General features: G+C 32.9%; 28 protein-coding genes. 1 reads left to right on the top strand and 27 read right to left on the bottom strand.

Features of this window, described 5'->3' with window-relative positions:
* Positions 1–54 precede the first annotated feature (54 nt).
* On the bottom strand, positions 55–1,503 hold the full coding sequence (locus tag ACWCL1_RS03890) for an APC family permease (protein WP_454545607.1): 1,449 nt from the start codon (positions 1,501–1,503) through the stop codon (positions 55–57).
* 86 nt (positions 1,504–1,589) lie between these two features.
* On the bottom strand, positions 1,590–3,383 hold the full coding sequence (gene uvrC / locus ACWCL1_RS03885) for an excinuclease ABC subunit UvrC (protein ID WP_454545606.1): 1,794 nt from the start codon (positions 3,381–3,383) through the stop codon (positions 1,590–1,592).
* Positions 3,384–3,461: 78 nt separating this feature from the next.
* Between uvrC and ACWCL1_RS03880 the strand changes: the two genes are divergently transcribed.
* Complete coding sequence (locus tag ACWCL1_RS03880; RefSeq protein ID WP_454545605.1) at positions 3,462–3,605, top strand: SPJ_0845 family protein; 144 nt, start codon at positions 3,462–3,464, stop codon at positions 3,603–3,605.
* 355 nt (positions 3,606–3,960) lie between these two features.
* On the opposite strand, the gene ACWCL1_RS03875 is transcribed toward ACWCL1_RS03880, so the two are convergent.
* The 25 genes from ACWCL1_RS03875 to ACWCL1_RS03755 form a co-directional block, all read right to left on the bottom strand.
* Positions 3,961–4,458, bottom strand: coding sequence for a hypothetical protein (locus ACWCL1_RS03875; RefSeq protein WP_454545604.1), 498 nt, complete (start codon positions 4,456–4,458; stop codon positions 3,961–3,963).
* 284 nt (positions 4,459–4,742) lie between these two features.
* Positions 4,743–5,036, bottom strand: a complete 294-nt coding sequence (locus ACWCL1_RS03870) for a nucleoside triphosphate pyrophosphohydrolase family protein (protein WP_454545603.1) — start codon at positions 5,034–5,036, stop codon at positions 4,743–4,745.
* Between the two features lie 17 nt (positions 5,037–5,053).
* Positions 5,054–5,635: a ribosome biogenesis GTP-binding protein YihA/YsxC gene (gene yihA / locus ACWCL1_RS03865; RefSeq protein ID WP_454545602.1), complete on the bottom strand. Its 582-nt coding sequence runs from the start codon at positions 5,633–5,635 to the stop codon at positions 5,054–5,056.
* A 150-nt stretch (positions 5,636–5,785) separates the two neighbouring features.
* A complete protein-coding gene (rpmF, locus tag ACWCL1_RS03860; protein ID WP_454545601.1) occupies positions 5,786–5,968 on the bottom strand; it encodes a 50S ribosomal protein L32 in 183 nt (60 codons plus the stop codon).
* Positions 5,969–6,033: 65 nt separating this feature from the next.
* Positions 6,034–6,600: a YceD family protein gene (locus tag ACWCL1_RS03855; RefSeq protein WP_454545600.1), complete on the bottom strand. Its 567-nt coding sequence runs from the start codon at positions 6,598–6,600 to the stop codon at positions 6,034–6,036.
* 74 nt (positions 6,601–6,674) lie between these two features.
* Positions 6,675–7,820: a nucleotidyltransferase gene (locus ACWCL1_RS03850; RefSeq protein ID WP_454545599.1), complete on the bottom strand. Its 1,146-nt coding sequence runs from the start codon at positions 7,818–7,820 to the stop codon at positions 6,675–6,677.
* Positions 7,820–8,176 (bottom strand): ribosome silencing factor, encoded by a 357-nt coding sequence (gene rsfS, locus ACWCL1_RS03845; protein ID WP_454545598.1) that lies wholly within the window; start codon positions 8,174–8,176, stop codon positions 7,820–7,822. The genes ACWCL1_RS03850 and rsfS overlap by 1 nt, the downstream gene beginning before the upstream one ends.
* A gap of 15 nt (positions 8,177–8,191) precedes the next feature.
* Entirely contained in the window at positions 8,192–8,791 is a 600-nt protein-coding gene (gene yqeK / locus ACWCL1_RS03840; protein WP_454545597.1) for a bis(5'-nucleosyl)-tetraphosphatase (symmetrical) YqeK, read from the bottom strand.
* Complete coding sequence (locus tag ACWCL1_RS03835) at positions 8,784–9,419, bottom strand: nicotinate-nucleotide adenylyltransferase (RefSeq protein ID WP_454545596.1); 636 nt, start codon at positions 9,417–9,419, stop codon at positions 8,784–8,786. The genes yqeK and ACWCL1_RS03835 overlap by 8 nt, the downstream gene beginning before the upstream one ends.
* An 11-nt stretch (positions 9,420–9,430) precedes the next feature.
* A complete protein-coding gene (gene yhbY, locus ACWCL1_RS03830) occupies positions 9,431–9,742 on the bottom strand; it encodes a ribosome assembly RNA-binding protein YhbY (RefSeq protein ID WP_454545595.1) in 312 nt (103 codons plus the stop codon).
* Positions 9,743–9,753: 11 nt separating this feature from the next.
* Complete coding sequence (gene yqeH, locus ACWCL1_RS03825) at positions 9,754–10,866, bottom strand: ribosome biogenesis GTPase YqeH (protein WP_454545594.1); 1,113 nt, start codon at positions 10,864–10,866, stop codon at positions 9,754–9,756.
* Positions 10,859–11,392, bottom strand: a complete 534-nt coding sequence (locus tag ACWCL1_RS03820; protein WP_454545593.1) for a YqeG family HAD IIIA-type phosphatase — start codon at positions 11,390–11,392, stop codon at positions 10,859–10,861. Before ACWCL1_RS03820 ends, yqeH begins: the two co-directional genes overlap by 8 nt.
* Before the next feature lie 138 nt (positions 11,393–11,530).
* Positions 11,531–11,890 (bottom strand): 50S ribosomal protein L20, encoded by a 360-nt coding sequence (gene rplT, locus ACWCL1_RS03815; RefSeq protein ID WP_454545592.1) that lies wholly within the window; start codon positions 11,888–11,890, stop codon positions 11,531–11,533.
* A gap of 42 nt (positions 11,891–11,932) precedes the next feature.
* On the bottom strand, positions 11,933–12,133 hold the full coding sequence (gene rpmI / locus ACWCL1_RS03810; protein ID WP_454545591.1) for a 50S ribosomal protein L35: 201 nt from the start codon (positions 12,131–12,133) through the stop codon (positions 11,933–11,935).
* 29 nt (positions 12,134–12,162) lie between these two features.
* Positions 12,163–12,663, bottom strand: a complete 501-nt coding sequence (gene infC, locus ACWCL1_RS03805) for a translation initiation factor IF-3 (RefSeq protein ID WP_454545590.1) — start codon at positions 12,661–12,663, stop codon at positions 12,163–12,165.
* 252 nt (positions 12,664–12,915) lie between these two features.
* A complete protein-coding gene (gene thrS / locus ACWCL1_RS03800) occupies positions 12,916–14,859 on the bottom strand; it encodes a threonine--tRNA ligase (protein ID WP_454545589.1) in 1,944 nt (647 codons plus the stop codon).
* A 275-nt stretch (positions 14,860–15,134) separates the two neighbouring features.
* Entirely contained in the window at positions 15,135–16,070 is a 936-nt protein-coding gene (gene dnaI / locus ACWCL1_RS03795) for a primosomal protein DnaI (protein WP_454545588.1), read from the bottom strand.
* Positions 16,070–17,407 carry a DnaD domain protein gene (locus ACWCL1_RS03790; protein WP_454545587.1) on the bottom strand — a complete coding sequence of 446 codons (1,338 nt, stop codon included), beginning with the start codon at positions 17,405–17,407 and terminating at the stop codon, positions 16,070–16,072. Before ACWCL1_RS03790 ends, dnaI begins: the two co-directional genes overlap by 1 nt.
* A gap of 19 nt (positions 17,408–17,426) precedes the next feature.
* The gene (gene nrdR, locus ACWCL1_RS03785) at positions 17,427–17,891 is read right to left on the bottom strand and encodes a transcriptional regulator NrdR (RefSeq protein WP_454545586.1); all 465 of its coding nucleotides are present in this window, start codon (positions 17,889–17,891) and stop codon (positions 17,427–17,429) included.
* Between the two features lie 13 nt (positions 17,892–17,904).
* Entirely contained in the window at positions 17,905–18,504 is a 600-nt protein-coding gene (coaE, locus tag ACWCL1_RS03780) for a dephospho-CoA kinase (protein WP_454545585.1), read from the bottom strand.
* Positions 18,504–19,331, bottom strand: coding sequence for a DNA-formamidopyrimidine glycosylase (mutM, locus tag ACWCL1_RS03775; RefSeq protein WP_454545584.1), 828 nt, complete (start codon positions 19,329–19,331; stop codon positions 18,504–18,506). The genes coaE and mutM overlap by 1 nt, the downstream gene beginning before the upstream one ends.
* 11 nt (positions 19,332–19,342) lie before the next feature.
* Positions 19,343–22,021, bottom strand: a complete 2,679-nt coding sequence (gene polA / locus ACWCL1_RS03770) for a DNA polymerase I (protein ID WP_454545583.1) — start codon at positions 22,019–22,021, stop codon at positions 19,343–19,345.
* A 98-nt stretch (positions 22,022–22,119) separates the two neighbouring features.
* Positions 22,120–22,809, bottom strand: a complete 690-nt coding sequence (locus ACWCL1_RS03765) for a Bax inhibitor-1/YccA family protein (protein ID WP_454545582.1) — start codon at positions 22,807–22,809, stop codon at positions 22,120–22,122.
* 81 nt (positions 22,810–22,890) lie between these two features.
* Positions 22,891–24,222: a UDP-N-acetylmuramate--L-alanine ligase gene (gene murC, locus ACWCL1_RS03760; RefSeq protein WP_454545581.1), complete on the bottom strand. Its 1,332-nt coding sequence runs from the start codon at positions 24,220–24,222 to the stop codon at positions 22,891–22,893.
* Positions 24,223–24,293: 71 nt separating this feature from the next.
* Positions 24,294–26,588: a DNA translocase FtsK gene (locus tag ACWCL1_RS03755; protein WP_454545580.1), complete on the bottom strand. Its 2,295-nt coding sequence runs from the start codon at positions 26,586–26,588 to the stop codon at positions 24,294–24,296.
* Positions 26,589–26,653: the final 65 nt, after the last annotated feature.

The following is a 26,653-nucleotide window of genomic DNA, read 5'->3' as shown; positions in this document are numbered from 1 at the left end:
AATTTTCTAAAAAAAATAAAAGCACGACTTCTCAATCGTACTTTCATTTTTTAACTAAGCTTCATTAACTTTATTAGTTCTTTTTGCAATTAATGGTAAGATTAACCCTAATGCAATCAAAACAATTGGTGTAATAATATTCATTCCTAATTGGAACCACCATGACGATGAATCAGATACCATGTTAGCCTTTGGCACCATTCCTAAAATACATGCAAATGCAGTAAAGACAAATGCCCAAATACCAAAGATGTATCCGATTGGCTTACTTTTCACAAATACGTAATCTGATTTGTATTTATCCATTTGTTTTACAAGGAGAATATAAGCTAAAAATACCCACAAATAACGCATTGGCATACAAATTGAATTCAAATTAAGTAACCAGTTATATAAGTTTGACATTCCCTTGATTCCTAATGCAGGTACAATAATGATAATTGATACTAAAATTGTAACCATCTTATATCCATTTACAAATGTGCCTTTTTTATTCTTTTTAAGTAATACCTTTGGAATGTAACGTTCGTCACCTTCATCTAATAACATTCTTAAAGGAGCATCAATTGAAACTGCTAATGCAGTTGCTGAACCTAATGTGTTAGTAATTGCATAAATCCACATGAATAGATTACCAACATGATAATGTTGTCCTAAAATTTGGAATGCTTCAAATGCTCCATTTGACATTAAGTCGTTTGGAATGTGGTTAGCGTTAATAATCATTCCCATTCCAATTGATCCTAAAATTGCGGAAACAGCAACAATAATTGCAAGAGCAATCATTCCTTTAGGAAATTCTTTTGATGCATTGCGTGTTTTATTGATGTATGGAGAAATTTTTTCACATCCACCAACTGCAAAAACTAACATTGAAATTGTTGTTAAATATTGAAAATCAAATTTTGGAATGTAGCTATGAATATTTGTCATATCAGGAGTTGCTACTGGAGTATGTACAATAAATGGTGCACTAACTCCAAGAACAATAAATAGTAATGACATAATAAATAGCAAAGCACCCGCAACATTTCCGAGTTTCTTTAATGCATCAACCCCACGTGAAGCTAATAAAACAAAACCAAGAAACATTACTAAACTTAATCCTTGAACAACCAGTGCAGAAGTATCATTCACAAATGTTCCATTGCCCTTAAAAAGCCAACTTAAACTAATCATAATTACTTGTGGCTTTTGTGCTAAATAAGGAACATGCACAACCCAATATGTCCAAGCTGCTAAATAAGCCCACTTACTTCCTAATAATTCATTAATCCATGAACTTACACCTGCACCTGAATTTTGGAAAGTTGCACCTAATTGTCCCACCATTAAAGTATATGGAACAAAGTAAAGGAGCATAATTAAAATCCATGAAAATACAACCGTAAGGCCTTGATTTGCAAAGTTATTAACAACGTTTCCAAAGCCCCAAACAACAGTAAATGAAAGTAAGGCAATGTTATACCAACGTAACTTTGCAGCAGTGTTATTATTTTCCAAATTTTTCACTCCATCCAATTAAGATTAAAATTTGTAAGCCAACGATTAAAATTGTATCATACATTTTCCATGAATTCTAATTAAAATTACATCGTTTTTCCATTTTCGATTGATTCTGCACTTAATTTAATTGTTTGTGCTACTTTTTTAGAGATCCCGAGCTTTTGTAAATCCTCTACATTTGCTTGGGTAATTTTTTTAATAGAATGAAAATTTCTTAATAATTTAGTGCGCGTTTTAGGTCCAACTCCTGGAATTTTTTCAAGTCTTGAAGCCAATGAATTTTTTGAATGCAATTGCCGATGGAAAGTAATTGCAAAGCGGTGTACCTCATCTTGAATTCGCTGCAATAAGTAAAAGCCTTGACTTTTAGGATCTAATTGTAATTTTTGCCCTGCTTCATTCATTAAATCAGCTGTTTTATGATGTTCATTTTTGACCATTCCCGCAACAGGAATATCAATTCCAAGTTGATTATGCAAGACATCAACGGCTGCTTCCACTTGAATTTGAGCACCATCCATCAAGATTAAATCTGGTAATTGAGCATGTTCTTTTAATAAGCGACTATAGCGACGATAAATTACTTCTCGTGTACTTGCAGCTTCATCGGCATGTTCAACGGTCTTTAATTTATATTTACGATATTCATTTTTATCAGGTTGACCATCAATAAAGCATACCATCGCTGAAACAGGATCTTGACCTTGAATGTGAGAGTGATCAAAGGCCTCAATTCGATGTCCATGAGACAAACCTAATGCATCCGTAATTTCATTCATTGCACCAATTGTTTTACGGTTATCCAATTCAAGTAATCTAAATTTTTCTTCTAACACTAACCGTGCATTTTTATGAGCCATTTGCATTAAATCTCGTTTTTGTCCCCGTTGAGGAGTCCGGACTGGAACACCGATAATTTCACTTAAAATCTTTTTATCAACACCTGCTGGCACTAATATTTCTTTTGGTAATACGCGATTTTTTTGATTATAAAACTGCAAAATAAAAGATGTAAATTCCGATTCAGGAGTGTCAACACACGGGAAGAGTCTTTTTTCGCGTTTCATTAATCTTGCTTGCCGAATAAAGAAAACCTGAATTGAAATCCATCCTTTATCCATGTAAAAATTAAACAAATCACGCGGAGTATTATCATTTGAAATAATTTTTTGCTTTTCAACTGTCATTGCAATATATTTAATTTGATCTCGATATTCAGCTGCTCGTTCAAATTCCATGTCAGCAGAGGCTTTTTCCATTTTTTTACGTAAAACTTTTTTGATTGGACCAACATTTCCGTTTAAAAAGGACTTAATTTTCTTAATTTGAGCATCATATTTTTCGCGGGGAACTTCCTTAAAACATGCTCCCAAACACTGTCCCATATGATAATACAAACATGGTCTTTTTTGGTATCCATTGCATCGCCGTAATGGATATACTTTTCTTAAAAGTTCTAGTGTCTCAGTTGCAGCGTAAACATTTGGATAAGGTCCAAAGTAATAACCACCATCTTTTTTTACTTGACTGACTAAAATTAATTGGGGATCCCTTTCATTGGTAATTTTAATATAAGGATAGCCAGTTCCCTGTTTTAATTTAATATTATAGTAAGGCTTATACTTTTGAATTAACGTAATTTCTAATAAAAACGCTTCTTTATCAGTTGAAGTGATAATCGTTTCAAAATCACGAATTTCAGAAACTAATTGAGCTGTTTTACCTTCATGTGAACTTTTAAAATATGACCGTACTCGATTTTTCAAATTTTTAGCTTTACCAACGTAAATAATTTTGCTATTAATATCTTTCATCATATAACAACCTGGTAAATCAGGAAGTAATTTCAATTTATTTTCAATGTGTTCAGTTGCCATTGGGCTCCTCCTTCCAATTGAAATTTTACTCAAAACCTGTTATTCTAAGGGCGAAACTTTAGAAAGAAGGTAATGAATATGGGCTTAAAAGTCAACCGTCAAACAAGTTTAGATGACCTTTTTGACAAATTTGCTGTTGATCCCACAAATTCAAGCAACAATCGTAATAAAAATGATAAAAAAAATAAGGAAAACAAGTCAAGTGATCCAAAGGAAAAATAAAGTTGATCTTAATCCTCCATTTGATAATTTTACCTTATGTGCATTAAAAAAACAGTAAGACGCTTAATAAAGTCATTAAAGAAGGACTGTGACATAAATCACAGCCCTTCTTTTGTTTTTTAATAAAGAGAAACGTCTTGCTTATTTTCAACCGTCGCTTAGCGTAAATATCTAACAACCTCATGATTTCATTCAGGAGTATTAATATACGCACTTTTATCTATCATTTGGTGAATTAAAACATCTCGATATGATGTTGCGGATCATCCTCTTTACCCCATAGTTCAATGTAACCTATTTAAATAAAACCTGAAATATTAGACCTATCAACATGCCCACTAACTGACTTAATATCTTAATATAAAATATCTAAATATATCCCTTTATCATCTGCAATAAAAAGTCTTTTATCGGTGATTGCCAAAATCCCAACTTTGTAAACAACTTGGCGCTCACTTGTTCCGCCTTCAATTTTAGTTGTATATCCCCAACCGTCAACTTCTTCACTAGAAATGTATTGATCTGGAGTTGAGGTAACTTTAGTTCTATATTTACCAACAAAATCAAATTGACGATAAACTTTTTCATTAGCATCTAGCGCATTTTTGGTTGGCTCTAAAATCTCATCATCATTAAGTGCTATTAACTGAGGATTGTCATTCCAATATTTATCTTTTTCAAAATACTCCTGATTAATCACATCTTCTGCACTCATATAATTAAATGCACCATATCTTGCTTTGTCAATTTTGCCATAGTAAATCGATAATTGACGTCTTCTTTCAAAGTAAATGACCAGCAATATCGTGTACAGATTAGAAAGACTAACAAGATTTTCTTGTTCATTCATCATAAACGGAAATGATTGAAGAAATGGAATCCAATCAACTACATATGCATTATAAGTAATAATAATACAACCATAATAAAGCAGTCCATTTAAACTGATATTTTTTAATACCTAATTTACTTACAAATTCATCATCTGATAAATTTCGTGTGTCCCTAAACTTCAATTAATTACTATTAATAATTCTTTTTACATCTTCAATATAATCATCTGTATATTTCCCATTTTTTAATGGAAACAATCCTTTTTTTCACTTAAAAATTATCCTGAAACAGGATAGCTTTTATTTATCTTCGATAGCCATTTGGATATCTTTTATTTAATGTTTCAATGTTTTTTTGAGCAACTTCATCAAATGGAATATCTGCCCATTCAGCAATTTGTGATAAATACCAAAGAACATCTCCCATTTCATGAATAAGTTGTTCTTTATCAAGTTTTTTACCTTTAAAAGTATATGCTTTAACTAAATCAACTACTTGGCCACTTTCGCTTGCTAGACCTAATGCACAGTTAGTTAAAACTTGCTCATTACCATAAAGTGTCCGGTTTGCTGCTTCTTGATACTCATTAAATTCCATTTAATATGCCTTCCTTACTAAATATGATTTTCAATCCAATTCCAAACTTCTACTTTTCCATGTTTGGTTTGTGCCGAGAATAATTGCACTTGGTCATCTGGACCTAAATTCAAGGTTTTACGAATTTGACTTTCGCTTTTATTCCACTTACTTTTTGGAATTTTATCAACCTTTGTTCCCACTACTAATAATGGAAGTTGATAGTAATGAATAAAATTGATCATTTGCACATCAAGTTTAGTCGGAGCATGCCGTGCATCTACTAAAGAAATTACTCCCCGGGTTTCTTGACGCTGTTCAAAATAAGTTTCGATCATTTTTGCCCATTTATTCCGGTCCTTTTGAGATACCTTAGCATACCCATATCCGGGAACATCAACAAAGTAAAGTTGATCTTCAATATCATAGAAATTTAATGTCTGGGTTTTACCTGGTTGACTTGAAGTTCTTGCTAATTTTTTGCGATTAACTAATGTATTGATCAATGAAGATTTCCCTACATTTGATCTTCCTGTTAATGTAATCTCTGGTAATCCGCTTGTCGGATATTGATCAGGATGCACCGCACTGATCGTTAATTCAACGTTATGAACTTCCAAAATGAAACCTCTTTTCAAAATAATATCTGATCTTTATTTTATCATAGCAGCAGATTAAATTGTAAAAAAATAGCACTTCAGTTATGCTGAAATGCTGTAAAAATATTAAGGGCCATGGTCCCTATAATATTTTTAATTCTTCAATTAAAATTAGTTGTTCTTAGTGTTAACAACTTGACGATCACCGTAGAAACCACAGCTTGGGCATACGCGGTGTGAACGACGTAATTCACCACAGTTTGGGCAAGCACTCATGCCAGGTACTTGTAACTTGTAGTGTGTACGACGTAATCTTTTACGTGTCTTTGATGTTTTACGTGCTGGTACAGCCATTTCGTAGACACCTCCTTTAAATCATTAACAAAAACCATTATACTTGTAATTTGCGAATTTTACAACTAGTCATCGGGATTTGAGTCCTGATTTTCTTTAAAAAAATCCGCTAATTTCGCTAATCTAGGATCGACTTGTCCATCCTTACGGCTGCATTCTTTTGCTTGCCGTTCAGTTAATACCCCCCAGTTATTTCCTTGAGGCATTTCATCGATCTTAGCATTTTGTTCAGTTTGACTTAAGACTTGCATAGGAATTTGAAGTAAGATATTATCTTCAAGTACATCTTCTAATGATAAAACATCATTCTTTAATGTAATCACAACATCCATATCATCAAATTGTGACAAGTCCTTTTGATGTTCACTGACATAATATTCAGAAAAATCAAAATCAAGCGGAATTTCAACTGGTTCAAACGAACGTGTTGAAGGTACGGTTAAACTTGTTTTCACGTTATATCCGCCTAAAATTCCTCGTTGATCAACTGTAAAAATTCCTTTAACCTTAACTGGTTCAACAGAAATTAAATCGATTCTGCGCTTTTTCAAACCATCTTCAATGTTTAACGTTTTTTCAAATTGAATTGGTTCTTCTTTTGCTTGTCGTAATTCATTTAATGACCACTTCATAAACTTCCCTCCTTATGCAACATGCTGATTATACAGCCTTCCTAATTCTTTGTCAAGGTTTCATACTTGACACCTTATCGAATAAGTGGCATCCGTTTTAAATCTTGTTCTTGATGATTAACTGCTTGGTAAACTTTTCCTGCTTTATAGTCTGTTTTAAGAATACCCTTCTTATCATCTTGCGTTGCGTTCGTAATAATTGGATATTCAATTTTCTTTTTTGCATCATGTAATACTTGGCGACCTTTTTTAGTAAAACCAAGTACTCGTAAAAAACGATGCTGATCAAAATACTCAAAATCTGCTTTAGTAATATGCAGCATTGTCATTGTTGCTAGTCGACTTAATCGAGTATACGTAAATCGCTTATTCTTTACTGCACCAAGCCATTGAGCAAAAGACTGAGCGGTTTCTTCATGTTGAGCCATTTCAATCATTCTATATTGAATTCCTTCATTCATCCCATAAATTTGTTCTAATTCTTCAGGCGAATGAGTCAACAATTCCATTTTTAAATGGAGCCAAAAATCGTCTTGAAATACCAATCTTTGCGACTTTAAATCTGCCAAGGTTTCTTTAGGAATAAACTTTTCAATTTGATGATCGTTGTTTAATAAAGCTTGACGGATCGCAGACGCACTTGCAATTGTCCCACTTTCCTGTAAATGCATATCATGATAATTTGCATTTTTACGTTGAATTGGATGCAAGTTAATGTGCGCATTCAATTTTAAATTTGCCTTTGCATATGCTAATCCCAATAAGTCATTTGGTTGATGAACACTATGACCAATTTTTTTAGTAATTTCACGTTGATATGTTTTAGCAAAAGATTCACGATACTGTTTAAAATCACCAGTAACTTCTTTTACAATTTCAGCATACTTCATAAAATCATAATTGGCATGCTCTGCGCCAAAAAACAAATCGGTCACCTGCATTTGCATTAAAGTCCAAACACCATAGTATGCAAATCGATCAGCAGGTTGAACTGCTCCTAAAATTGGTAATTCCATGACTAAGTCCACACCATTGGCTAAACATTCACTTGCACGGTGCCACTTATCAATAATCGCTGCTTCGCCACGTTCTAAAAAATTACCACTCATTGCAATTACTAAAGGGGCATTGGGATATTGTTTTTTTACTTGTTGAATTTGATATAAGTGTCCATTATGAAATGGATTATACTCGGTAATAATTCCAACTACTGAATTCATTAGTTAAGCCAATCTTGAATTTCAACTACATCAGCATCTGCCCACAACTTTTCAAGGTTATAAAATTTACGTGTTTCTGCTTTAAAGACATGAACAACAACATCGCCTAAGTCAATTAAAACCCAGTTTGCGCCATCTTTTCCTTCAATGTCACGCACGTCAAAACCTTGTTCTTCTGCTTTTTCTTGGATGTTTTCGGCAATCGCTTTAACTTGACGTTCAGAATCAGCTTGCATAATCACAAAATAATCTGCTAATAAGCTAATTTTTTGGACATCGAGAACAATAATTTCTTCTGCACGCTTGTTATCAGCAGCTTCAATTACTGTTTGCAATAATTTTTTACTTTCTTCCATTAAAAAATCGCTCCTTTACTGTCCAGCAACCCAACTATTATACGTTAAAATTGCTGCTGGATATATTTTTTTATTATTACTCATCAAATATTCTAATGTTTGTTTTGTTTCAAATTTAACAGCATCATCTAAATTTTGAAATGCAATGTTTCTGGCAAAATCAACTCCCGGAAAATCTCGTCCCGGCTCAATATAATCAGCAACATATATAATTTTATCAAGTGTTGTCATCTCAACTGCTCCAACAGTATGATGCCGGATTGCATCTAAAATTTCATTATCTGTAATCTGCAATTCATCTTTGACAATTTCGGCTCCAACTTCTCCATGCCAGATGAAATTTCCCCAGTTTAATAACTTTGAATCAAGTTGTTTTGTTTGAATTACTTGACGAAATTCTTCAGTTGAACGCTCCTTAGCATAATCATGCAATAACCCTGCAATACTAACCTTTTCAACATTAGCATCATTAAGTTGAGCTAATTTAATTGCCGTTTGCTCTACTCTTAAACAGTGCTCAAAACGTGATTGTTTATTTAATGATTGCTTTAATTTTTCAATTAATTCTTTTCTCGTACCTTGATAGTAGTTTTGATGATATTCCAAACTATTCAAAATAAAGCTCCTTTCTTTGAATATATTCTTCAACTTTTTTAGGAACTAAATATTTAATTGAACATCCATGGTGAATTTTTTGCCGAATTAAAGTTGAACTAATCCCCATTTCAGGAACGTCAACCCACATGAGTGGATAAGGACTTTTGAAACTGAAGCCTGGGCGTTTAACTCCTACAAATTGAACTAATTTAATTAACTCATCAATTTGATACCATTTAGGCAAATATTCAACCATATCAGCCCCAATAATAAAATAATATTGGTTTTCTGGATGAAGTTGTTTTAATGCCTTAATCGTTTCAATGCTATAACTGATGCCGCCATGTTTAACTTCATAATCTTCAATTCCAAAATGAGAATTATCTTCAATTGCAAGTTTAAGCATTACTAATCTTTTTTGCACATCAATTGCTTCTTTATGATCAATATGTGGCGGAATATTATTTGGCATAAATAAAACTTGATCTAGCCCTAATTGACTATAAACTTGTTCTGCAATCATTAAATGTCCCATATGAATTGGATTAAAAGTTCCTCCAAATAGTCCAATTCTTTTTTGAGGGTGATCAAATTCAACTTTACTTAAAATTTTTACTTCTGGAGTAGTTACTTTTGATTCTTGCATATAATTCCTTCTTAGATCTTTGCGACTTCACTTGAATATGTGCGGTGTTCTTTTTTACTTGCTTGTTTAAATAGTACCAAAGTATGTCCAATTACTTGCACAACTTGAATTCTAGAATTTTCTTCAATAAAAGCTTGAACTTCTGCTGGTTCTAAAAGTGAGTTATTTAAAATATTAACTTTCATCAATTCACGCTTTTCAAGTGCATTAGTAACTTGACCTAACCACTTTTGATCAATGCCATCTTTTCCAATTTGAAAAATTGGTCTCATTTGATGTGCTTGACTTCTTAAATAACGCTTTTGTTTACCACGTAATTTCATTTTTTCACCTCTTAAATCATTGCATCACGTAAGGTTACACTTACGCCTTTAGGTGCCCAACCTGCAACAATACTGTCTTTAGGAACTGTAATCCATCCTAAACCAGCAAAGACTAAATCACTTTTCACTTTAGTTTTAAATTCATATCGCACTAATGATGGAAAAGTTGTTTCTAATTCTTCTTTAGTTGGTGGTTGTAAAAGTTCGCCTGCATGCTTTTGATAAAAGGCTGTTGCATTTTGCATTTTTGTACGGTGAACTTTTAAATTATTATCTAAATATACAACTATCCCATTACGTTCCTTTGTTCCTTTAATAAAATCAAACCGTGCAAGTGCACCTAAAAACAAAGTTTGTTCATTTTGCAGTTGGTAAGTTTTTGGCTTAATTTCCTTTTGTGGAGTTGCTAAACGCAATTCCTTAGGTGACAAATAATGTGCCATTTGATTACGATGGATAATTCCAGGAGTGTCAATCAAAAAATGACCATCATCTAATGGAATTTCGATTCGATCTAAAGTAGTTCCTGGAAACTTAGAAGTTGTAATCAATTCCTTAACTCCAGTTAATTGATGAATAATTTGATTAATTAAAGTGGATTTACCAACATTTGTAACTCCAACTACATACACGTCTTTACCCTGACGATATTTTTCAATTACTTGTAAAAGAGCTTCAATTTGAAAGCCTTTCTTAGCACTTGTTAAAAAAACATCTACTGGACGCAAACCGGCCTTATTAGCTGATTGACGTACCCAATCTTTAATTTTTGAACGTTTTAAAGACTTAGGTAACAAGTCTTCTTTATTTCCTACCATTAAAATTGGGTTATCTCCAACAAATCTTTGTAATCCTGGGATGAGTGACCCTGTAAAATCAAAAATATCAATTACGTTTACAATTAAAGCATCTTTTTCGCTTAATTGATTTAAGAATTCAAGAAAGTCATCATCGGTATATTCTACGTCAGCAATTTCATTATAATGTCTTAATCGAAAACATCTTTGGCAATAAACTTCACCTTTTTGTTTTTCAAGTGCTGATTGTGGCACAAATCCAGCCTTATTTGGATCAGTTGTTTGAATTACGGCACCACAACCGATACATCTTAATTCATCATTCATCTAAACTGTGCCCCCACTTTATTTCAAAATTTTCTTTCTTAGCTAAATGCTTTTTAATTTTTGCTTCCATAAATCGATTAATCTTAGTATTCCATGCATCACTTTCAACAATTGGACGAACTAAAATACTTCGCATATGACTTCGATTAGCAGCTAATACATCTGTCATTAACTGATCACCAACTAGTACCATTTCATCAGAACTAACATTGTAACGTTTTTGAGCAATCTCAATCCCACGTTTAAAGGGTTTCATTGCACGTGAAATAAAAGGTAATCCAAGTTGTTCAACTGCTTTTTTCACTCTTTTTTCATTGTTATTGGAAACAACTACAACTGGAATTTCAGCTTTTTGCATCCTTTGCAACCATTCTTTTAATTCCGCTGTACCATTAGGATTATTCCAAGCAATTAAAGTGTTATCTAAATCCGTTAATACTAACTTAATTTTATTGCGCCGAATTTCCGCAGGCGTTAAATCATAAATTGATTCAATCATCCACGTTGGCTTAAATTGTTTAAACATTAAAAATCTCCCACGTTTTAAATTACTAATTATTATTATAAATAAAAAAAGTAAAATCGAAAATAAAAAGAAAACAATTTATAAAAAAAGAGGTTGCGACTTAATGCGTCACAGCCTCTTGCTTAATATTTTAATTAATTATTTTGCTAAAGCTTTCTTAGCTTCATCAACAAGAGCTTTAAATGCATCTGCATCGTTAATTGCTAAGTCTGCAAGCATCTTGCGGTTTACTTCAATTTCAGCTAATTTCAAACCATGCATTAATTTGCTGTAGCTAATGCCATTCATGCGTGCAGCAGCATTGATACGAGCAATCCATAACTTACGGAAGTTTGATTTTGTCTTCCGACGATCACGAAATGCATATTGGTATGATTTCATTACTTGTTGCTTGGCAACTTTAAATTGAATATGTTTTGAACCGCGGTAACCCTTGGCTAATTTGATCATTTTTTTACGACGTTTGCGTGTAACTGTTCCACCTTTAACACGTGGCATGAAAATTCCTCCTTAAATCGAAACTACTGTTTCTTTAACTAATTATTTCATTTGTGAAAGCATTTGTTTGATACGTTTCATATCTGATGATGAAACCATTGCAGCTTTCCGTAATTGACGGCGTTGTTTAACTGTCTTACCGTGGAAACGGTGTGATGTATATGCATGATGACGCTTTAAGCCACCATTACCTGTACGTTTAAAACGTTTTGTTGATGCGCGGTGTGTTTTCATTTTTGGCATAATAAAATCCTCCTATTTAATCTAATCACCTATTTTTCCGTTTTAGGTGCTAGCATTAAGAACATGCTACGTCCATCCATTTTTGCTTTTGCTTCAACATTGGCAACATCTTTTGTTTCTTCAGCGAATCTGCTTAAAACTTCGCGCCCAATATCTTTATGTGTAATGGCACGTCCTTTAAAGCGAATTGAAACCTTAACCTTGTCGCCTTTAGCAATGAACTTACGTGCGTTCTTCATTTTTGTATTAAAGTCATTCGTGTCAATTGTTGGACTTAAGCGAACCTCTTTGACATTAACCACTTTTTGCTTCTTCCGAGCTTCACGTTGCTTCTTTTGTAATTCAAAACGGTATTTTCCGTAATCCATTACCTTTGCAACTGGTGGTTTTGCTTTAGGAGCAACTAAAACTAAATCTAAGTTTTCACGTTCAGCAATTTCTAAAGCTTCACGTTTAGATTTAACGCCTAATTGGTCTCCGTTGCTGCCAATTAACCGAACTTCGCGAGCACGAATTCCATCGTTAACCATTTTATCTACTGCTATGATACTTCACCTCCAAATAAATTCAGAGAGAAAATGCAGATAAAAAATACCTCTATTTGCAATGCAAACAGAGGTACCTAACAAGCCCGTTTTAACGGAATTAATCTCTTAATTTCTGCCCGGAGACTGTTGTCTGCAAGGCGAGAAGCGATTGCCTCTGCTTTTTTCTCAACTTTAATTAGTTTAACAGGGATAACTAGCTTTGTCAAGTTAGTTTTTTATTTACTTTAAAATTCCCTATTCTTCATTACGACTATATGTTTCAATATCATGATTTAATGTTGTAACAAAATCATCAAATGACATTGTAGTTGTTTTTTCTTGCCCGTACTGACGTACAGTGACTGTTTGGTTTTCTTTTTCGCTATCACCAACTACTAGTGTGTATGGAATTTTGTTAACTTGTGCTTGTCGAATCTTATAACCCATTTTTTCATTCCGATCATCAAGTTGAACTCGAATGTTATGAGCGACTAATCGATTACGCAATTCCTTAGCATATTCTAAGTGCAAATCATTGTTAACTGGAATGATTGCAACTTGTTGTGGTGACAACCATGTTGGAAAAGCTCCCTTATAGATTTCTGTTAAGTAAGCAGTGAAACGTTCCAATGTACCAATAACTCCACGGTGAATCATAATTGGACGATGTTCTTCGCCATCTGCACCTGTATATGTTAAATCAAATCGTTCAGGTAACAAGAAGTCTAATTGGATTGTTGACATTGTTTCTTCTGCACCTAATGCAGTCTTTGTTTGGATATCTAACTTAGGACCATAAAATGCAGCTTCACCTTCAGCTTCATAGTATTCAAGTCCTAAATCATCCATTGCACCTTTCAACATCTTTTGGGATGTTTCCCACATTTCATCGTCATCATAGTACTTTTCAGTATTTTGTGGGTCACGATAACTTAAACGAAATGTGTAATCTGTAATGTTGAAATCTTTATATACATCCATAATTAAGCGCAAAATCTTTGCAAATTCTTCTTGAATTTGTTCCATTGCAACGAATGTATGTCCATCATTTAACTCCATTTCACGAACACGTTGTAATCCAGATAATGCTCCTGATTTCTCATAACGGTGCATCATTCCAATTTCAGCGATTCGTAATGGTAATTCCCGATATGAGCGTTTATGATGCTTATAAATTTGAATATGTGATGGGCAGTTCATTGGACGTAATTCAAGTAATTCACCTTCACCCATATCCATTGGTGGGAACATATCTTCATGATAGTGATCCCAATGTCCAGATTGTTTATAAACGTCTAAATTCATCAATACTGGTGTATAAACATGTTCATAACCATCTGCAACTTCTTTATCAATAATGTAACGTTCAATTGTTCGTCTAATTGTTGAACCTTTTGGCATCCAGTATGGTAAGCCAGCCCCCACCTTTGGATCAACAAAGAATAAATCTAAGTTATTTCCAATTACGCGGTGATCACGTTCACGAGCTTCTTTGCGCCGAATATCATCTGCATCCATATCCTTTTGTTTATAAAATGCAGTTCCATAAATTCGTTGTAACATTGGGTTACTTGAAGCGCCTTTCCAATATGCACCAGCTACCGATAAAATCTTATAAACTTTAACCATTCCTGTTGATGCTAATTGAACATCAGCCAAATATTTAAAATTACCTTGTTGGTACATTTCAACTTGACCATCATGTTCATTTTCCTTAATTAATTCTACTTGGTATTGGTCTTCATCTACAAGTTCTAAAGCTTCAGTTACTGGAACTGTAATTTTTTCAATTGCAATGTTTTGCTTAATGAGTTTGTTCATTTCTGCAGTGATCTTTTCAAAATCATCTTCTGAAACTTGACCTTCTTCATTATCTGTATCTAAGAAGAAACCATGTTCAATTGCATTACTTTCACCAAACTTCATTTCAGGATATAAATTATGTAAGGCATGCTTTAATACTTGAGCTGCTGTATTCCAAAGTACCACTAAACCTTCTGCGGAATCTTTAGTAATAATTTCAATTGAACCATCTTCATTTAATGCTTGATGGTAATCAACTAATTGATCATTAAATTTACCTGCAACAGCTTTCTTAGCTAAACTAATACTAATTGATTTAGCAATTTCTTCAACTGTTACACCTTGTTCAAATGTTTTAACTGAACCATCAGGAAATGTGATTTTTACTTCTGCCATAACTAATTCCTCCAAACTTTACAACAAACAAAAACGTCCCATACACAAAAGTGTATGGGACGTGCGTTAACGTGGTTCCACCCAATTTTCAGGATTAAATCCTCTCTAGTCGTTGATAACGAAACGAATCGCCTATGATTAATAGGAAAAATTGAAAGTGGTAAGTTCGCTAATTAAGAGGCTTTCAGTCACGACCTCTTTCCCTGCTGTTAACGAGCCGTTTGTCTTTCTTGATTACATTAAAACATGAATTTTCATATTTGACAAGAAAAATTTTAATTTTCTGGATTTCGCCGATTAGGTCCAACCATTTTATATTCCGTTGCTAAAAATTTAATTCGTTCCATTATTCGCATTGCTTTAAGAGGCTCTACATCACCTTTATTATTCGTCGATAAATACTGAGACTGCAATTCTTCCATTGAATAATTCGAACTAAATAAAGTAGGCAATTCATTTTGCATTCGGTATTCTAAAATAATTCCTAAAACATCATCGCGCATCCAACTTGTTAACCGATTTGCTCCAATATCATCAATCATTAATATGGGCACTTTTTTTACTTTGTTAGTAAATTCAGTTGTATTTTGATCTCTGATTGCTCCCATCATTTCCACGCTAAATGTTGGAAAATGAATCAATAATGATTGGATATCATTTTCAGCTAACTTATTGGCAATCGCTGCAAGCAAATATGTTTTGCCTACTCCCAAACTACCAGATAAATACAACCCCTTAGGGAATTGATTAGTCGTCTTATAATCAATACATTCATCAATAAATGTCAGTGCCGCTTGCAAGGAAATTTCTCTTCCTTGAATATCGTAATCTTCAATTTGAGCATTATGCAAACTTTTAGGCAAATTAATCATTTTGACCAATGATAATCGCTTTTGGCGTTTTTGCTGATTAATTAATTTTTGAGTTGCTTCATACGTAACTTCAATATGATGATCGCTGACAATTAATTTGGGAGCATAACCTGGTAAAAATGTTTTTTGTCCGTTTTTAATTTTATCGCGAACAGTAACATACTCATATAATTTGCTAAATCCAGTTTCAATATTGCGTCTCGGCAATTTATTTTGATTTTCTTTTAAAAATTTTGCAACATCTGGATCTTTAATTACTTCTGCAAATAACTTATCATATTGTGCTCTTAATTTAGGATCTTTAAAGCGACATCCTAAACTGTCTTTAATGCTTTCCATCAACGATCACCTCTTTTCTTAGTTTTATCATTAATTTTTTGCATTAATTGTTGAATATCTTGGATTTTATTTGGTGTACTTGTATTTTCACTTGCAGTTGAAGATGATTTAGCTGCCCACGATGGCATTTTTTCATTAAACTGTGTCTGTTTACCATAGCGATTATTACTTCGTGAAAATGATTGTTTCTTCTTCTTTTCTTTCCATTGACGCACATATTCAATCGCTTGTTGAGGCGTTTTAATTTGATTTTTTAACCAATCATTTGCAGTTCGTTCAAAATATTTTTGATTTAACGAAGACATTCCTTGATCTACTAACATGTAATGCGTTAAAACATTGATTACCGCTGAATTTAATCGGTTATTTTGAACTGCACTTGAAATTGTAATCCGTTCTTCATGAGTAATAGAACTTCCTTGTTCTTCTTTAAGTGCATTTAAAAATTCCATTGGACTATATTGTTCACAAGATGCAACTAAAGCTTGATCACTTGCAGATAATTTTGGATTAGCAACTGCCTTAGTTTCTTTACCAGTCGATTTAGAATTAACTAACTCAAATTCGAAACGCTTAGCAGCAAGACTTTTAAAAGTTCTCCAGTTAACTGTATTTTGAACTACATCAACTGAATCTTCGAGTAATCTTAAAATTTGAAATTCATCTAACCCATACATTACTGCAATTGTATTTACAGTTGCCAAATTGGAGGAAACTTCTTTTACATTAACAAACGTTTTCTCAAGTAATTGCTTAAGGAGTTTATAATCCAAATTAGCATTCAACACATTGGAAATCCTTTTCTTAACTTGAAAATTTACACTAGTTACATTGGTATTTTTATTTTGGAAAACTTCATTAAATCGATGCGTGGTTTCCTTAAACTGAACTTCATTCCAACGATTGCCTTCATATTGACTTAATAATGATGTAAACTCATACTCCCCTACATACTCCATTAACATTGAACTTAAAAGGGGATCATCAAAAAAGTTTCTTCCATCAAGACAAGGAATCAGTTCATATAAATATAACTTATTAGCAGGATCATTTTTACAATATGTTTTGATCAATCCAACTGCTTCTAATTTCTTTTTGGCTTCTTCAAATTGACTTAAATTAATTGATAATGTAATTAGCAACTGTTTAATTGTAAATGTTGGTAAATTATCAAAATCATTTAACTGAATTTTAGCAGCCAGTGTCATATATAATGAAACTCCCGTTGACCCAATAAATGGCTGGTACAACTGTGTTAAGGCTTGAAAATGAAAAGCTTCAGGAGTTGCTTTGGATACAACTTTAAATGAATCAGTAGGTAATAATTTAACTCCCATCAAAGCTATTCCTCCTTAATTATCTTTCATCATTGCGTTTCATGAGTTCTTCTAGTTCTTGTGCAAATGACTTCATATCCTTAAATTCACGATAAACACTTGCAAATCGAATATATGCTACATCATCAACATCAGCAAGAATGCCCATTACATATTCTCCAATGAGTTGACTAGATACTTCAGTTCCGCCAACCGCACGAACCTTATGTTCAACTTCATCAACAATACTGGTAATTTTATCCATTCCCACTGGTCGTTTTTCTGCTGCTCGCATAATTCCATGTAAAATTTTATCGCGATTAAATTCTTCACGAGCACCATTTTTCTTAATTACTAATAATGGTGTAACTTCGATGCGTTCAAATGTTGTAAAGCGATAACCGCATTTTTCACATTCACGTCTCCGTCGAATTGCATTCCCATTATCAGCAGGTCGACTATCGACAACCCGTGAACTATTATTATGACATTGTGGACATAACATACTACTCACCTCTTTACAACAAATTCTTCGATGACAACCATTTTATCATTTTTTGCTTTAGCTCTTCAACCGTACCATCATTATAAATAACTTCATCAGAAAGCTTAATTCTTTGATTCGTACTCATTTGTGAATCAATTCTTGCAAGCGCTTGTTGCTTGGTCAAGTGATCACGTGTCATTAAATTTTTCAATTGATTTTGAAAACTCGTTGCAATTGTTAAAGTACTGGTACAGTATTGAGCATATTTTCCTTCAAATAATAATGCAATATCAATGACTACAAGTTTCTCATGTTGTTTTTTAGCAGCTTTTAAGCGCCTTAAAATTTCTTGATGAATTAAAGGAGACATAATTTGGTTTAGCCTTTTTAATTCTTTCGGATCATTAAAAACTAAGTTTCCTAACTTCTGCCGATTTAATTGCCCATCTGCCAATAAATATGTTTGTCCAAATTTTTTTATAATCGCCTTTAATCCTTGACTGTCCTTTTGCTGTAGATCCCGCGCAACTTGATCCCCATCAATAATTACAGCTCCAAATTCTTTTAAAATTTTACTTACTGTTGATTTACCTGACGCAATTCCTCCGGTTAAACCTAATACATATGTCATTATTTTATTTTTTGCTCCTTTGGACAAATATGCGTACCTCTTTGGCCAACTACAATTCGTTCAATTGGAGTTTGGCACCGTTCACAAGGTTGTCCTGTTTTTCGATAAACATGTAATTGATCTTGAAATTGACCAGCATGACTATAAGCATTTTTAAATGAAAATACGGTTGTTCCTTGAGCCTTAATTGCTAAATTTAATTCTTTAATGATATTATCATGTAAAGTTTTAACATCTTTTTTAGTTAGATGACTTGCTAAAGTTTGCGGATGAATTTTACTCATCCATAAAACTTCATCAACATAAATATTACCTAAACCGGTAACTACTGTTTGATCAAGCAAAGCCGGTTTAATCATTTTCTTTTTCTTTTGTAACTTATGATAAAAATAATCAACTGTAAAATCTTTACTTAAAGGTTCTACTCCAAGTTTTTTAATTCCAAATAATTGATTTTCTTCTCCCGTCCTAACAAGTTGCATGCGTCCAAATTTACGGGTGTCATTATAGCGTAAGTCTCGTCCATCTGCTAATTCAAAGATTACATGACTATGTTTTTCCATTGGCGTATCATGAGGTTCAATCATGTATTTACCTTCCATACGTAAGTGGGAAACCATTGTTAAGTTTCCCGAAAAACGAAAAAGTAAATACTTTCCTCTCCGATCAATTCCAATAATTTTTTTACCGGTTAGTTGTTTAATAAACTCATCTTCACTGCCAACAATTGTTTTAGCATAACGAACTACAATTTTTTTAATTGGAACGTTTAATACTTGTGAAGATACACCTCTTTTAACAGTTTCCACTTCTGGCAACTCTGGCATCCAATCACCCCTTAATCTTTCGCATCAAACCAAGTATTCCCAGCTGCACTTTCAACTTTTAGCGGAACTGCTAATTTAACTGCTGAATCCATGACTTGAGGCACTACTTTTTCTAAAATTGGAATTTCTTCTTTAGGCGCTTCAAAAATTAACTCATCATGCACTTGCAATAACATTTTAGCTTTTAAATTTCGTTCTTTTAGCATTTGTTGCATGTTAATCATTGCAATTTTAATAATATCAGCTGCACTTCCCTGAATTGGCGAATTCATTGCAGTTCTTTCTGCAAATGACCGCAAATTATAATTTTTACTATTAATATCTGGTAGATATCTTCTCCGGTGGAATAAAGTTTCTACATAACCTTGTTTTTTAGCCAATTCAACGATGCCAGTCATGTACTTATGAACACCTGGAAATGATTTAAAGTATGCCTCAATAAATTGCTTAGCTTTTTTTCGTGAAACTTGAATATTTTGTGCTAATCCATAATCACTAATTCCATAAACAATTCCAAAGTTAACGGCTTTTGCTTGTCTACGCATATTTGGTGTTACTTGACTTGGATCACTTAAACCAAAGACTTTCATTGCAGTATTAGCATGAATATCAGCTCCCGTTTTAAATGCTTCTTGCATATTTTGATCGCCAGAAATATGTGCTAAAACACGTAATTCAATTTGAGAATAATCTGATGAAAAAATTTGCCATCCTTGATGACTAGGAACAAATGCTTGTCTAATTTTACGCCCTTCTTCTAATCTTACTGGAATATTTTGTAAATTAGGATCAACTGATGATAATCGACCCGTTGCGGTTAATGTTTGGGTATAACGTGTATGCACTTTCCCATCATCTAGAACAACTTTTAATAAGCCTTCAACATAAGTTGACTGTAATTTAGATAGTTGGCGATACATTAAAATATTGTCAATAATTGGACTTAATCCGCGTAATTGCTCTAATACACTAACTGCGGTTGAGTATCCTGTTTTGGTCTTTTTAATTACTGGTAATTTTAATTTTTCAAATAAAACCTTCCCTAATTGTTTTGGTGAACTAATGTTAAAATTTTCACCTGCTTCTTGATAAATTCGTTGTTCGATTTCTGACAAGCGTTCTTTAAATTCACTTTTCATTTCCTTTAAACGTTCAATATCAACTTTAATTCCCGAAATTTCCATTTGAGCAAGCACAATTGATAAAGGACGTTCCATGGTTTCATACAAAGTTACTTGTTCATGTTCTTTTAATTTCGCCATCAATTTTGCTTTTAAATCTTTAATCGCTAAAACTTTATGTGTTAGATGATCTAAGAAAATATGTTGATCACTTGGAATTGCTCGCTTGGCTCCTTTTCCATAGACTTCTTCGTCGGTTTGCACATCAAAATACTGATGTTCATGAGCAATTTGACCTACATCATTACTATTTTCAATGTTATTTAACAAGTAAGAAACTAATAGCAAATCAAAATCCGCATCGGTCATTGTAATTCCTAAGCGATTTAATCCAACATAAGTCCTTTTCGCATTGAAAACATCTAATTTTAACATTGGATTCTCTAAAATGTTTTTAAGTGGTTGCTCTTGAAGAAGTTTAACTTCACTGGATGCAAAATATTGATCATTAATCTCAAAAGCAAATCCTACAATTTCAGCTGTGTGATAATTATCCCCATTAATTTCCAAATAAAATCCTAAACTGGCATTACCATCAATTTCAGGAACTTCATCTATATTATTGGCAGTTAAGGTTGTAAACTTTATTTCTTTAATTCCTGCTACCTCATCTTTACTCTCAACACTTTTATTCATTTCAGATAAAAAGCGATTAAAGTTCATTTTCCTAAAGAAAGATCTTAATTCTTCATCATTAATTCCTGTCCACTTAGTATCAGCTAAAGTTACTTTAAGAGGAGCATCTTTTCTAATTTGAGCAAGATCTTTACTTAAAAAGGCTTTATCTTTATCTTCAATTAAATGTTCCTTCATTTTTGATTGGCGCATTTCATCAATATGATCGTAAATGCCTTCAATTGAGCCATATTTTTTTAATAATTTAACCGCTGTTTTTTCACCAATTTTTTGAACACCAGGATAATTATCAGAACTATCTCCTACAAGACCTTTCATGTCTATAATTTGATCAGGATTAATTCCTAACTTCTCTTTTACATAACTAGGTGTGTATTGTTCTAATTCACTAACACCTTTTTTAGTAATTTCAACGGTCGTTTGGTCAGTTACAAGTTGAGTTAAATCACGATCTCCTGTAACGATTGTAGTTTTAAAGTCCTTTTCTTCAGCTTCATGTGCTAAAGTTCCAATAATATCATCAGCTTCATAGTCTTTTAAGTCATAACTTTTAATTCCATAATCAGCTAATAGTTCACGAATATATGGGAATTGTTCTGACAATTCTTGGGGTGTTTTTGCTCGCCCTCCCTTATAATCAGAATACATTTTGGTTCTAAAAGTTTTTTTTCCTGCGTCAAATGCAACCAAAACATTGGTTGGTTCAATTTCTTTAAGCAACTTATCTAGCATAATTTTAAAACTATAAATTGCATTTGTATGCAGCCCTTCGTGGTTAACGAAGTGATCAACCTTATTATAAAGGCCATAAAAGGCACGAAATGCAACACTATTTCCATCAATCAATAATAAATTTTTGGCTGCCTCATTCATTTTTCGTCTTCCTTTACATTAAAATACTATCTTATATTTTAACAAATCATCTTCAAAAAATAAAAGCTATGGTCTAAGCCATAGCTTTTATTACTGAGCTAGTTATTATCATTATGTCCAAAAATTTGTAATAAGTAAATGAACATATTTATAAAGTCTAGATATAATTGTAAGGCGCCATTTACAGCTAAGTTAGTAGTATTAACTTGATCGCCATATTTTACATAAATTGTTTTCATTTGTTGAGTATCATAAGCAGTTAAAATTGTAAAAATGATTACTCCAATGTATGAAAATACATATTGAATTGCTGGACTTTGTAAAAAGAGATTAATTATTGAAACTATAAAGAACGCAAATAATGCTGCCACTGCTTGGCGTCCAATTCTCGATAAATCTTTTTTAGTATTTAATCCAAAAATACTTAAAACTACAAAAACAACTGCAGCTGAAACAAATGCCATTGTAATACTTTCAGCAGCGTAAACAATTAAAATTGATGAAAGAAAAACTCCTTCAATTGCTGCATAAATAAAGAGCATTGCAATGCTTACTCCTGGAGCACGGTCAGGCTTAAATGATAATGAGAAAACCATTGCAATTGAAATGACTCCTAAAATAATCATTGTTACTGGACTTGCAATGACTGTATACCGTAAATAACGTACAGTAATAAGTGCCATGATTGCAGAAACTGCAATTGCTCCTGCCATGTAAGCATACATTTTTGAAAGAAATTTATTCAATCCTTGTGAATTCAAGGATGTTGGTTGATCAAAATTATTCATTATTTCTCTCCTTAAATTTATTATTTTGCAAGAAGAATTATAACATAAACCAATATATTTTGACCAATTTTCAAAATAAAATTAATTGTTATTCAAACTTAATTCACTTAGTAATTGTTCATAAACACGTTCATATTTTTGAATATCACCTGCACCCATGAAAATCACTACTGCATCATGATAATCAAGTAATGGTGACATATCATCCATCTTCAAGACTTCGCCACCCTTAGTAATTTTTTTGCCAAGATCAGCAGCTGAAACATTGCCACTGTTTTCACGAATTGATCCAAAAATATCAGTTAAGTATACTTTATCCGCAATATTTAAACTTTGTGCAAAATCATCCATTAATGCAACTGTTCTAGTAAAAGTATGTGGTTGGAAAACTGCAATTAACTTTTTATCTGGATATTGTTGGCGGGCAGCATCTAAAGTAGCCCGAATTTCATGAGGATGATGTGCATAATCATCAATAATTACCATGTCAGCAACTTTTTTTTCTGTAAAACGTCTTTTAACGCCTTTAAATGTCAATAATTGCTTTTTAATTTCATCTAAATTAATTTCTTCAAAATAACTTACTGCAATTACTGCTAATGTATTTAAAATGTTGTGTTCACCAAATAAATGCGTTTCAAAATTCCCTAAAAATTCATCATGGTAGTAAACATCAAAGCTTGAACCTGAAGTTGTTCGCTTAATGTTTTTGGCAATAAAATCATCGTCATCTTTAACGCCATAATAGTAAATTGGAACATTCGCATTTAACTTTCTTAAATGCTCATCTTCACCCCATGCAAAAATACCTTTCTTAGTTTGTTTTGCAAGTGTTTCAAAAGCGTCACAAACATCATCAATTCCAGTAAAGTAATCTGGATGATCAAAATCAATGTTAGTCATGATTGTATAGTCAGGGTGATATGCAACAAAGTGACGGCGATATTCATCTGCTTCAAATACAAAGAAACGAGCATCCGGGGTACCTTTCCCAGAACCATCACCAACTAAATAACTGGTTGGTGAAACTCCGCTTAAAACGTGTGCTAATAAACCAGTTGTACTTGTTTTTCCATGAGCACCCGCAACCCCAATACTAGTTGTTTCTTCAATAATCATTTCAACCAGTTCAGGATAACGTAAAACTTTTAAACCAAGTTCTTTTGCCCGTGCAATTTCTGCTTGATCATCATCAAAAGCATTTCCAGCAACAATAATCATTCCTGGTTTAATATTTTCTTTATCAAAAGGAAGGATTTTAATTCCTGCTTGTTCTAGTCCACGTTGAGTGAAGGTATACTTGTCAATATCAGATCCCATGACTTTGCATCCTTTATCATGCAAAATTAAAGCTAAAGAACTCATTCCAGTTCCTTTAATTCCAACAAAAAAGTATGTTGAGTTCATGTCCATTTTCAAAAATCCTCTCTTAAAATTTACTAGATTTAGTTTACCATAATTTTATTTTCATTTAATAATTGATTTTATTCTCCGCGAATTTTGTCTAACTGTTCTTGTGTTAAAAAGACCTTTCGTGGTTTTGATCCTCGGGCAGGAGAAATATACTGTTTCTTTTCCAATTCTTCAATAATACGAGCTGCACGATTATACCCAATTGAGAAAATTCTTTGCAACTTAGATGTTGAGGTACTTTCTTCATTAACAATATAATCTAGGACGCGTGGCAAAAGTTCATCTTCATTTTCTTGACTAATTGCTTTTTTCTTTAACTTGTCTGGATCAAAGGCATAATGTGGGTGCCCTTGTTTTTTAACAAATTCAACAATTTCATCAATTTTGTCATCATTAATATAAGTTCCTTGAAGACGTTTAGGTTGACTCTTACCATTTCCCAAATACAACATATCTCCTCGTCCAAGCAACTTTTCAGCACCTGCAGAATCAAGAATTGTTCGTGAATCAACTTGACTTGAAACCATAAATGCAATTCGCGTTGGAATATTATTTTTCATTGTTCCAGTAATTACATCAACACTAGGTCTTTGAGTTGCAACTAACAAATGAATTCCACAAGCCCGTGCCTTGGCAGTAATTTGTCCAATATAATCTGCAATTTCTGCTGAAGCTGTCATCATTAAATCAGCTAACTCATCAATTATGATGACAATATATGGCATGTGTAACCCATACTCACCGGTTTCTTCAGCCTTTTTATTAAATGCATCAATATCACGAACCCCAGCAGCTGCTAGTTTTTCATAACGTTGATTCATTTCATCAACTGCCCATTTCAATGAAGCAGTGGCTGCTTGCGGATCCGAAATTACTGGAGATAACAAATGTGGAATATCAGCATATGGTGCCAACTCTACGGTTTTTGGATCAATTAACAATAGTTTTACTTGTTGAGGAGTTGCCTTATAAAGCAATGAAATTAACAAACTATTGATAAAAACTGATTTACCTGAACCAGTTGCTCCTGCAATCAATCCATGTGGCATATCATGAATATTAGTAATTTGAGGAATCCCAAATAAATCAACCCCTAAAGCAATTGTAAGTGGAGATTGCTCATTTTTAAATTGAGATGAATTCAATACTTCTGAAAGCATTACTGGACGAGAGTACTTGTTTGGAATTTCAATTCCAACACTGCTCTTGCCAGCAATTGGAGCTTCAATTCGAATATCTTTAGCAGCTAAAGCTAGCTTTAAGTCATCTGCCAAATTCGTGATTTTGTTTACCTTAACTCCTAAAGCAAGTGTAATTTCGAATTGAGTAACAGTTGGTCCAACTGTCCAATCTTTCACTTCAGCTTTAACATTAAAAGCTTTAAACGTTTCATTTAAAATGTCAGCTTGATTTAATGCCCATTCCTCAGTTTGTTCATTGTCTTCACTGACTGGTTCTGGTAATAGCGTCAGTGGTGGTAACTGATAAGTGGATTCTATTTCTGAAGTAACTGGAGTTTGAGTTGCATGCAATTCTGGTTTAGTTTTTTCTTCATTTGAAGAAGCTTCACTAAAAATTTTTAAATCTCGCTGAGCATTATTTTCTTCATTCATAATGTCACTCAAAGATTTACTCAATGCATGTGATTCCAAGTCCTTTGTTTCAACTTCACTATCTCTTGAAGTTTCTTCTCTGTTTTCATCTTCAGGTAAATGAACTGAACTTAAATCTTGTGTCTCATCTTCTACTTGAGTTTCTTCATTATTTTCAAGCTGATGGAAATTTTCTTCACTTTCATTTAGTGATGCTTGCTGTTGTTCAAATTGTTGAGTTTCTTCTCGCAGATTTTCTAAATGATCTTGAGTTTCTTCAATTTCTTCTGAGAGATTTGCTAAAGATGAAGTTGTTTCGGCTTCTTCAATTTCTGTATCATTAATTTCATTAATGATTTGCTTTTCACTTGGCAACTCAGCTTTATTTGGAGTTGAAATTTCTAATGTATTTTCAACTATCTCATCATGATTATCCATTGTTTCGGTTACTTTGGGTGATTCAGTTATCATATTTGAGTCATCTTTAGTAATTGTGTAATGAACTAAATCAATTATATCTTCACTAAATGTATTTTCATCTAGTAAAAGATAACTTTCATCGTCTTTTCTTATCTCATCAATTAAAACTTGATACTTTTGTTTTAAATTACTATCTTGAAAGTTTAATACTGAAGGCGGAATATAGCTAGGATGAAAGTTCCGGTGACTATATTCAACTTTAGGTGCCTTAGTAACTTGTTTTCTAATTTCTTTTTTAGCTTTTTTTTCGACAGTTTTCCGTCTAAAGAAAGCTGGCCCATCATAATGTTCCATTTATTCTGTCATCCTAACTAAAAAAATTGGGCTTGTAACTGTTTAAACAGCTACATAGCCCATTT

The organism is Ligilactobacillus sp. LYQ135 (assembly GCF_053711055.1).
The sequence above is the reverse complement of the archived record's forward strand: the minus strand, read 5'-3'. Positions and strand labels throughout refer to the sequence as shown.

Coding starts and splice junctions, on each gene's coding strand:
- uvrC (WP_454545606.1), bottom strand. CDS start 3,383: ATGGCAACTGAACACATTGAAAATAAATTGAAATTACTTCCTGATTTA.
- ACWCL1_RS03880 (WP_454545605.1), top strand. CDS start 3,462: ATGGGCTTAAAAGTCAACCGTCAAACAAGTTTAGATGACCTTTTTGAC.
- ACWCL1_RS03875 (WP_454545604.1), bottom strand. CDS start 4,458: ATGATGAATGAACAAGAAAATCTTGTTAGTCTTTCTAATCTGTACACG.
- ACWCL1_RS03870 (WP_454545603.1), bottom strand. CDS start 5,036: ATGGAATTTAATGAGTATCAAGAAGCAGCAAACCGGACACTTTATGGT.
- rpmF (WP_454545601.1), bottom strand. CDS start 5,968: ATGGCTGTACCAGCACGTAAAACATCAAAGACACGTAAAAGATTACGT.
- ACWCL1_RS03855 (WP_454545600.1), bottom strand. CDS start 6,600: ATGAAGTGGTCATTAAATGAATTACGACAAGCAAAAGAAGAACCAATT.
- ACWCL1_RS03850 (WP_454545599.1), bottom strand. CDS start 7,820: ATGAATTCAGTAGTTGGAATTATTACCGAGTATAATCCATTTCATAAT.
- rsfS (WP_454545598.1), bottom strand. CDS start 8,176: ATGGAAGAAAGTAAAAAATTATTGCAAACAGTAATTGAAGCTGCTGAT.
- ACWCL1_RS03835 (WP_454545596.1), bottom strand. CDS start 9,419: ATGCAAGAATCAAAAGTAACTACTCCAGAAGTAAAAATTTTAAGTAAA.
- yhbY (WP_454545595.1), bottom strand. CDS start 9,742: ATGAAATTACGTGGTAAACAAAAGCGTTATTTAAGAAGTCAAGCACAT.
- yqeH (WP_454545594.1), bottom strand. CDS start 10,866: ATGAATGATGAATTAAGATGTATCGGTTGTGGTGCCGTAATTCAAACA.
- ACWCL1_RS03820 (WP_454545593.1), bottom strand. CDS start 11,392: ATGTTTAAACAATTTAAGCCAACGTGGATGATTGAATCAATTTATGAT.
- rplT (WP_454545592.1), bottom strand. CDS start 11,890: ATGCCACGTGTTAAAGGTGGAACAGTTACACGCAAACGTCGTAAAAAA.
- rpmI (WP_454545591.1), bottom strand. CDS start 12,133: ATGCCAAAAATGAAAACACACCGCGCATCAACAAAACGTTTTAAACGT.
- infC (WP_454545590.1), bottom strand. CDS start 12,663: ATGGTTAACGATGGAATTCGTGCTCGCGAAGTTCGGTTAATTGGCAGC.
- thrS (WP_454545589.1), bottom strand. CDS start 14,859: ATGGCAGAAGTAAAAATCACATTTCCTGATGGTTCAGTTAAAACATTT.
- dnaI (WP_454545588.1), bottom strand. CDS start 16,070: ATGGAAAGCATTAAAGACAGTTTAGGATGTCGCTTTAAAGATCCTAAA.
- ACWCL1_RS03790 (WP_454545587.1), bottom strand. CDS start 17,407: ATGGGAGTTAAATTATTACCTACTGATTCATTTAAAGTTGTATCCAAA.
- nrdR (WP_454545586.1), bottom strand. CDS start 17,891: ATGTTATGTCCACAATGTCATAATAATAGTTCACGGGTTGTCGATAGT.
- coaE (WP_454545585.1), bottom strand. CDS start 18,504: ATGACATATGTATTAGGTTTAACCGGAGGAATTGCGTCAGGTAAATCA.
- mutM (WP_454545584.1), bottom strand. CDS start 19,331: ATGCCAGAGTTGCCAGAAGTGGAAACTGTTAAAAGAGGTGTATCTTCA.
- polA (WP_454545583.1), bottom strand. CDS start 22,021: ATGAATGAGGCAGCCAAAAATTTATTATTGATTGATGGAAATAGTGTT.
- ACWCL1_RS03765 (WP_454545582.1), bottom strand. CDS start 22,809: ATGAATAATTTTGATCAACCAACATCCTTGAATTCACAAGGATTGAAT.
- murC (WP_454545581.1), bottom strand. CDS start 24,222: ATGGACATGAACTCAACATACTTTTTTGTTGGAATTAAAGGAACTGGA.
- ACWCL1_RS03755 (WP_454545580.1), bottom strand. CDS start 26,588: ATGGAACATTATGATGGGCCAGCTTTCTTTAGACGGAAAACTGTCGAA.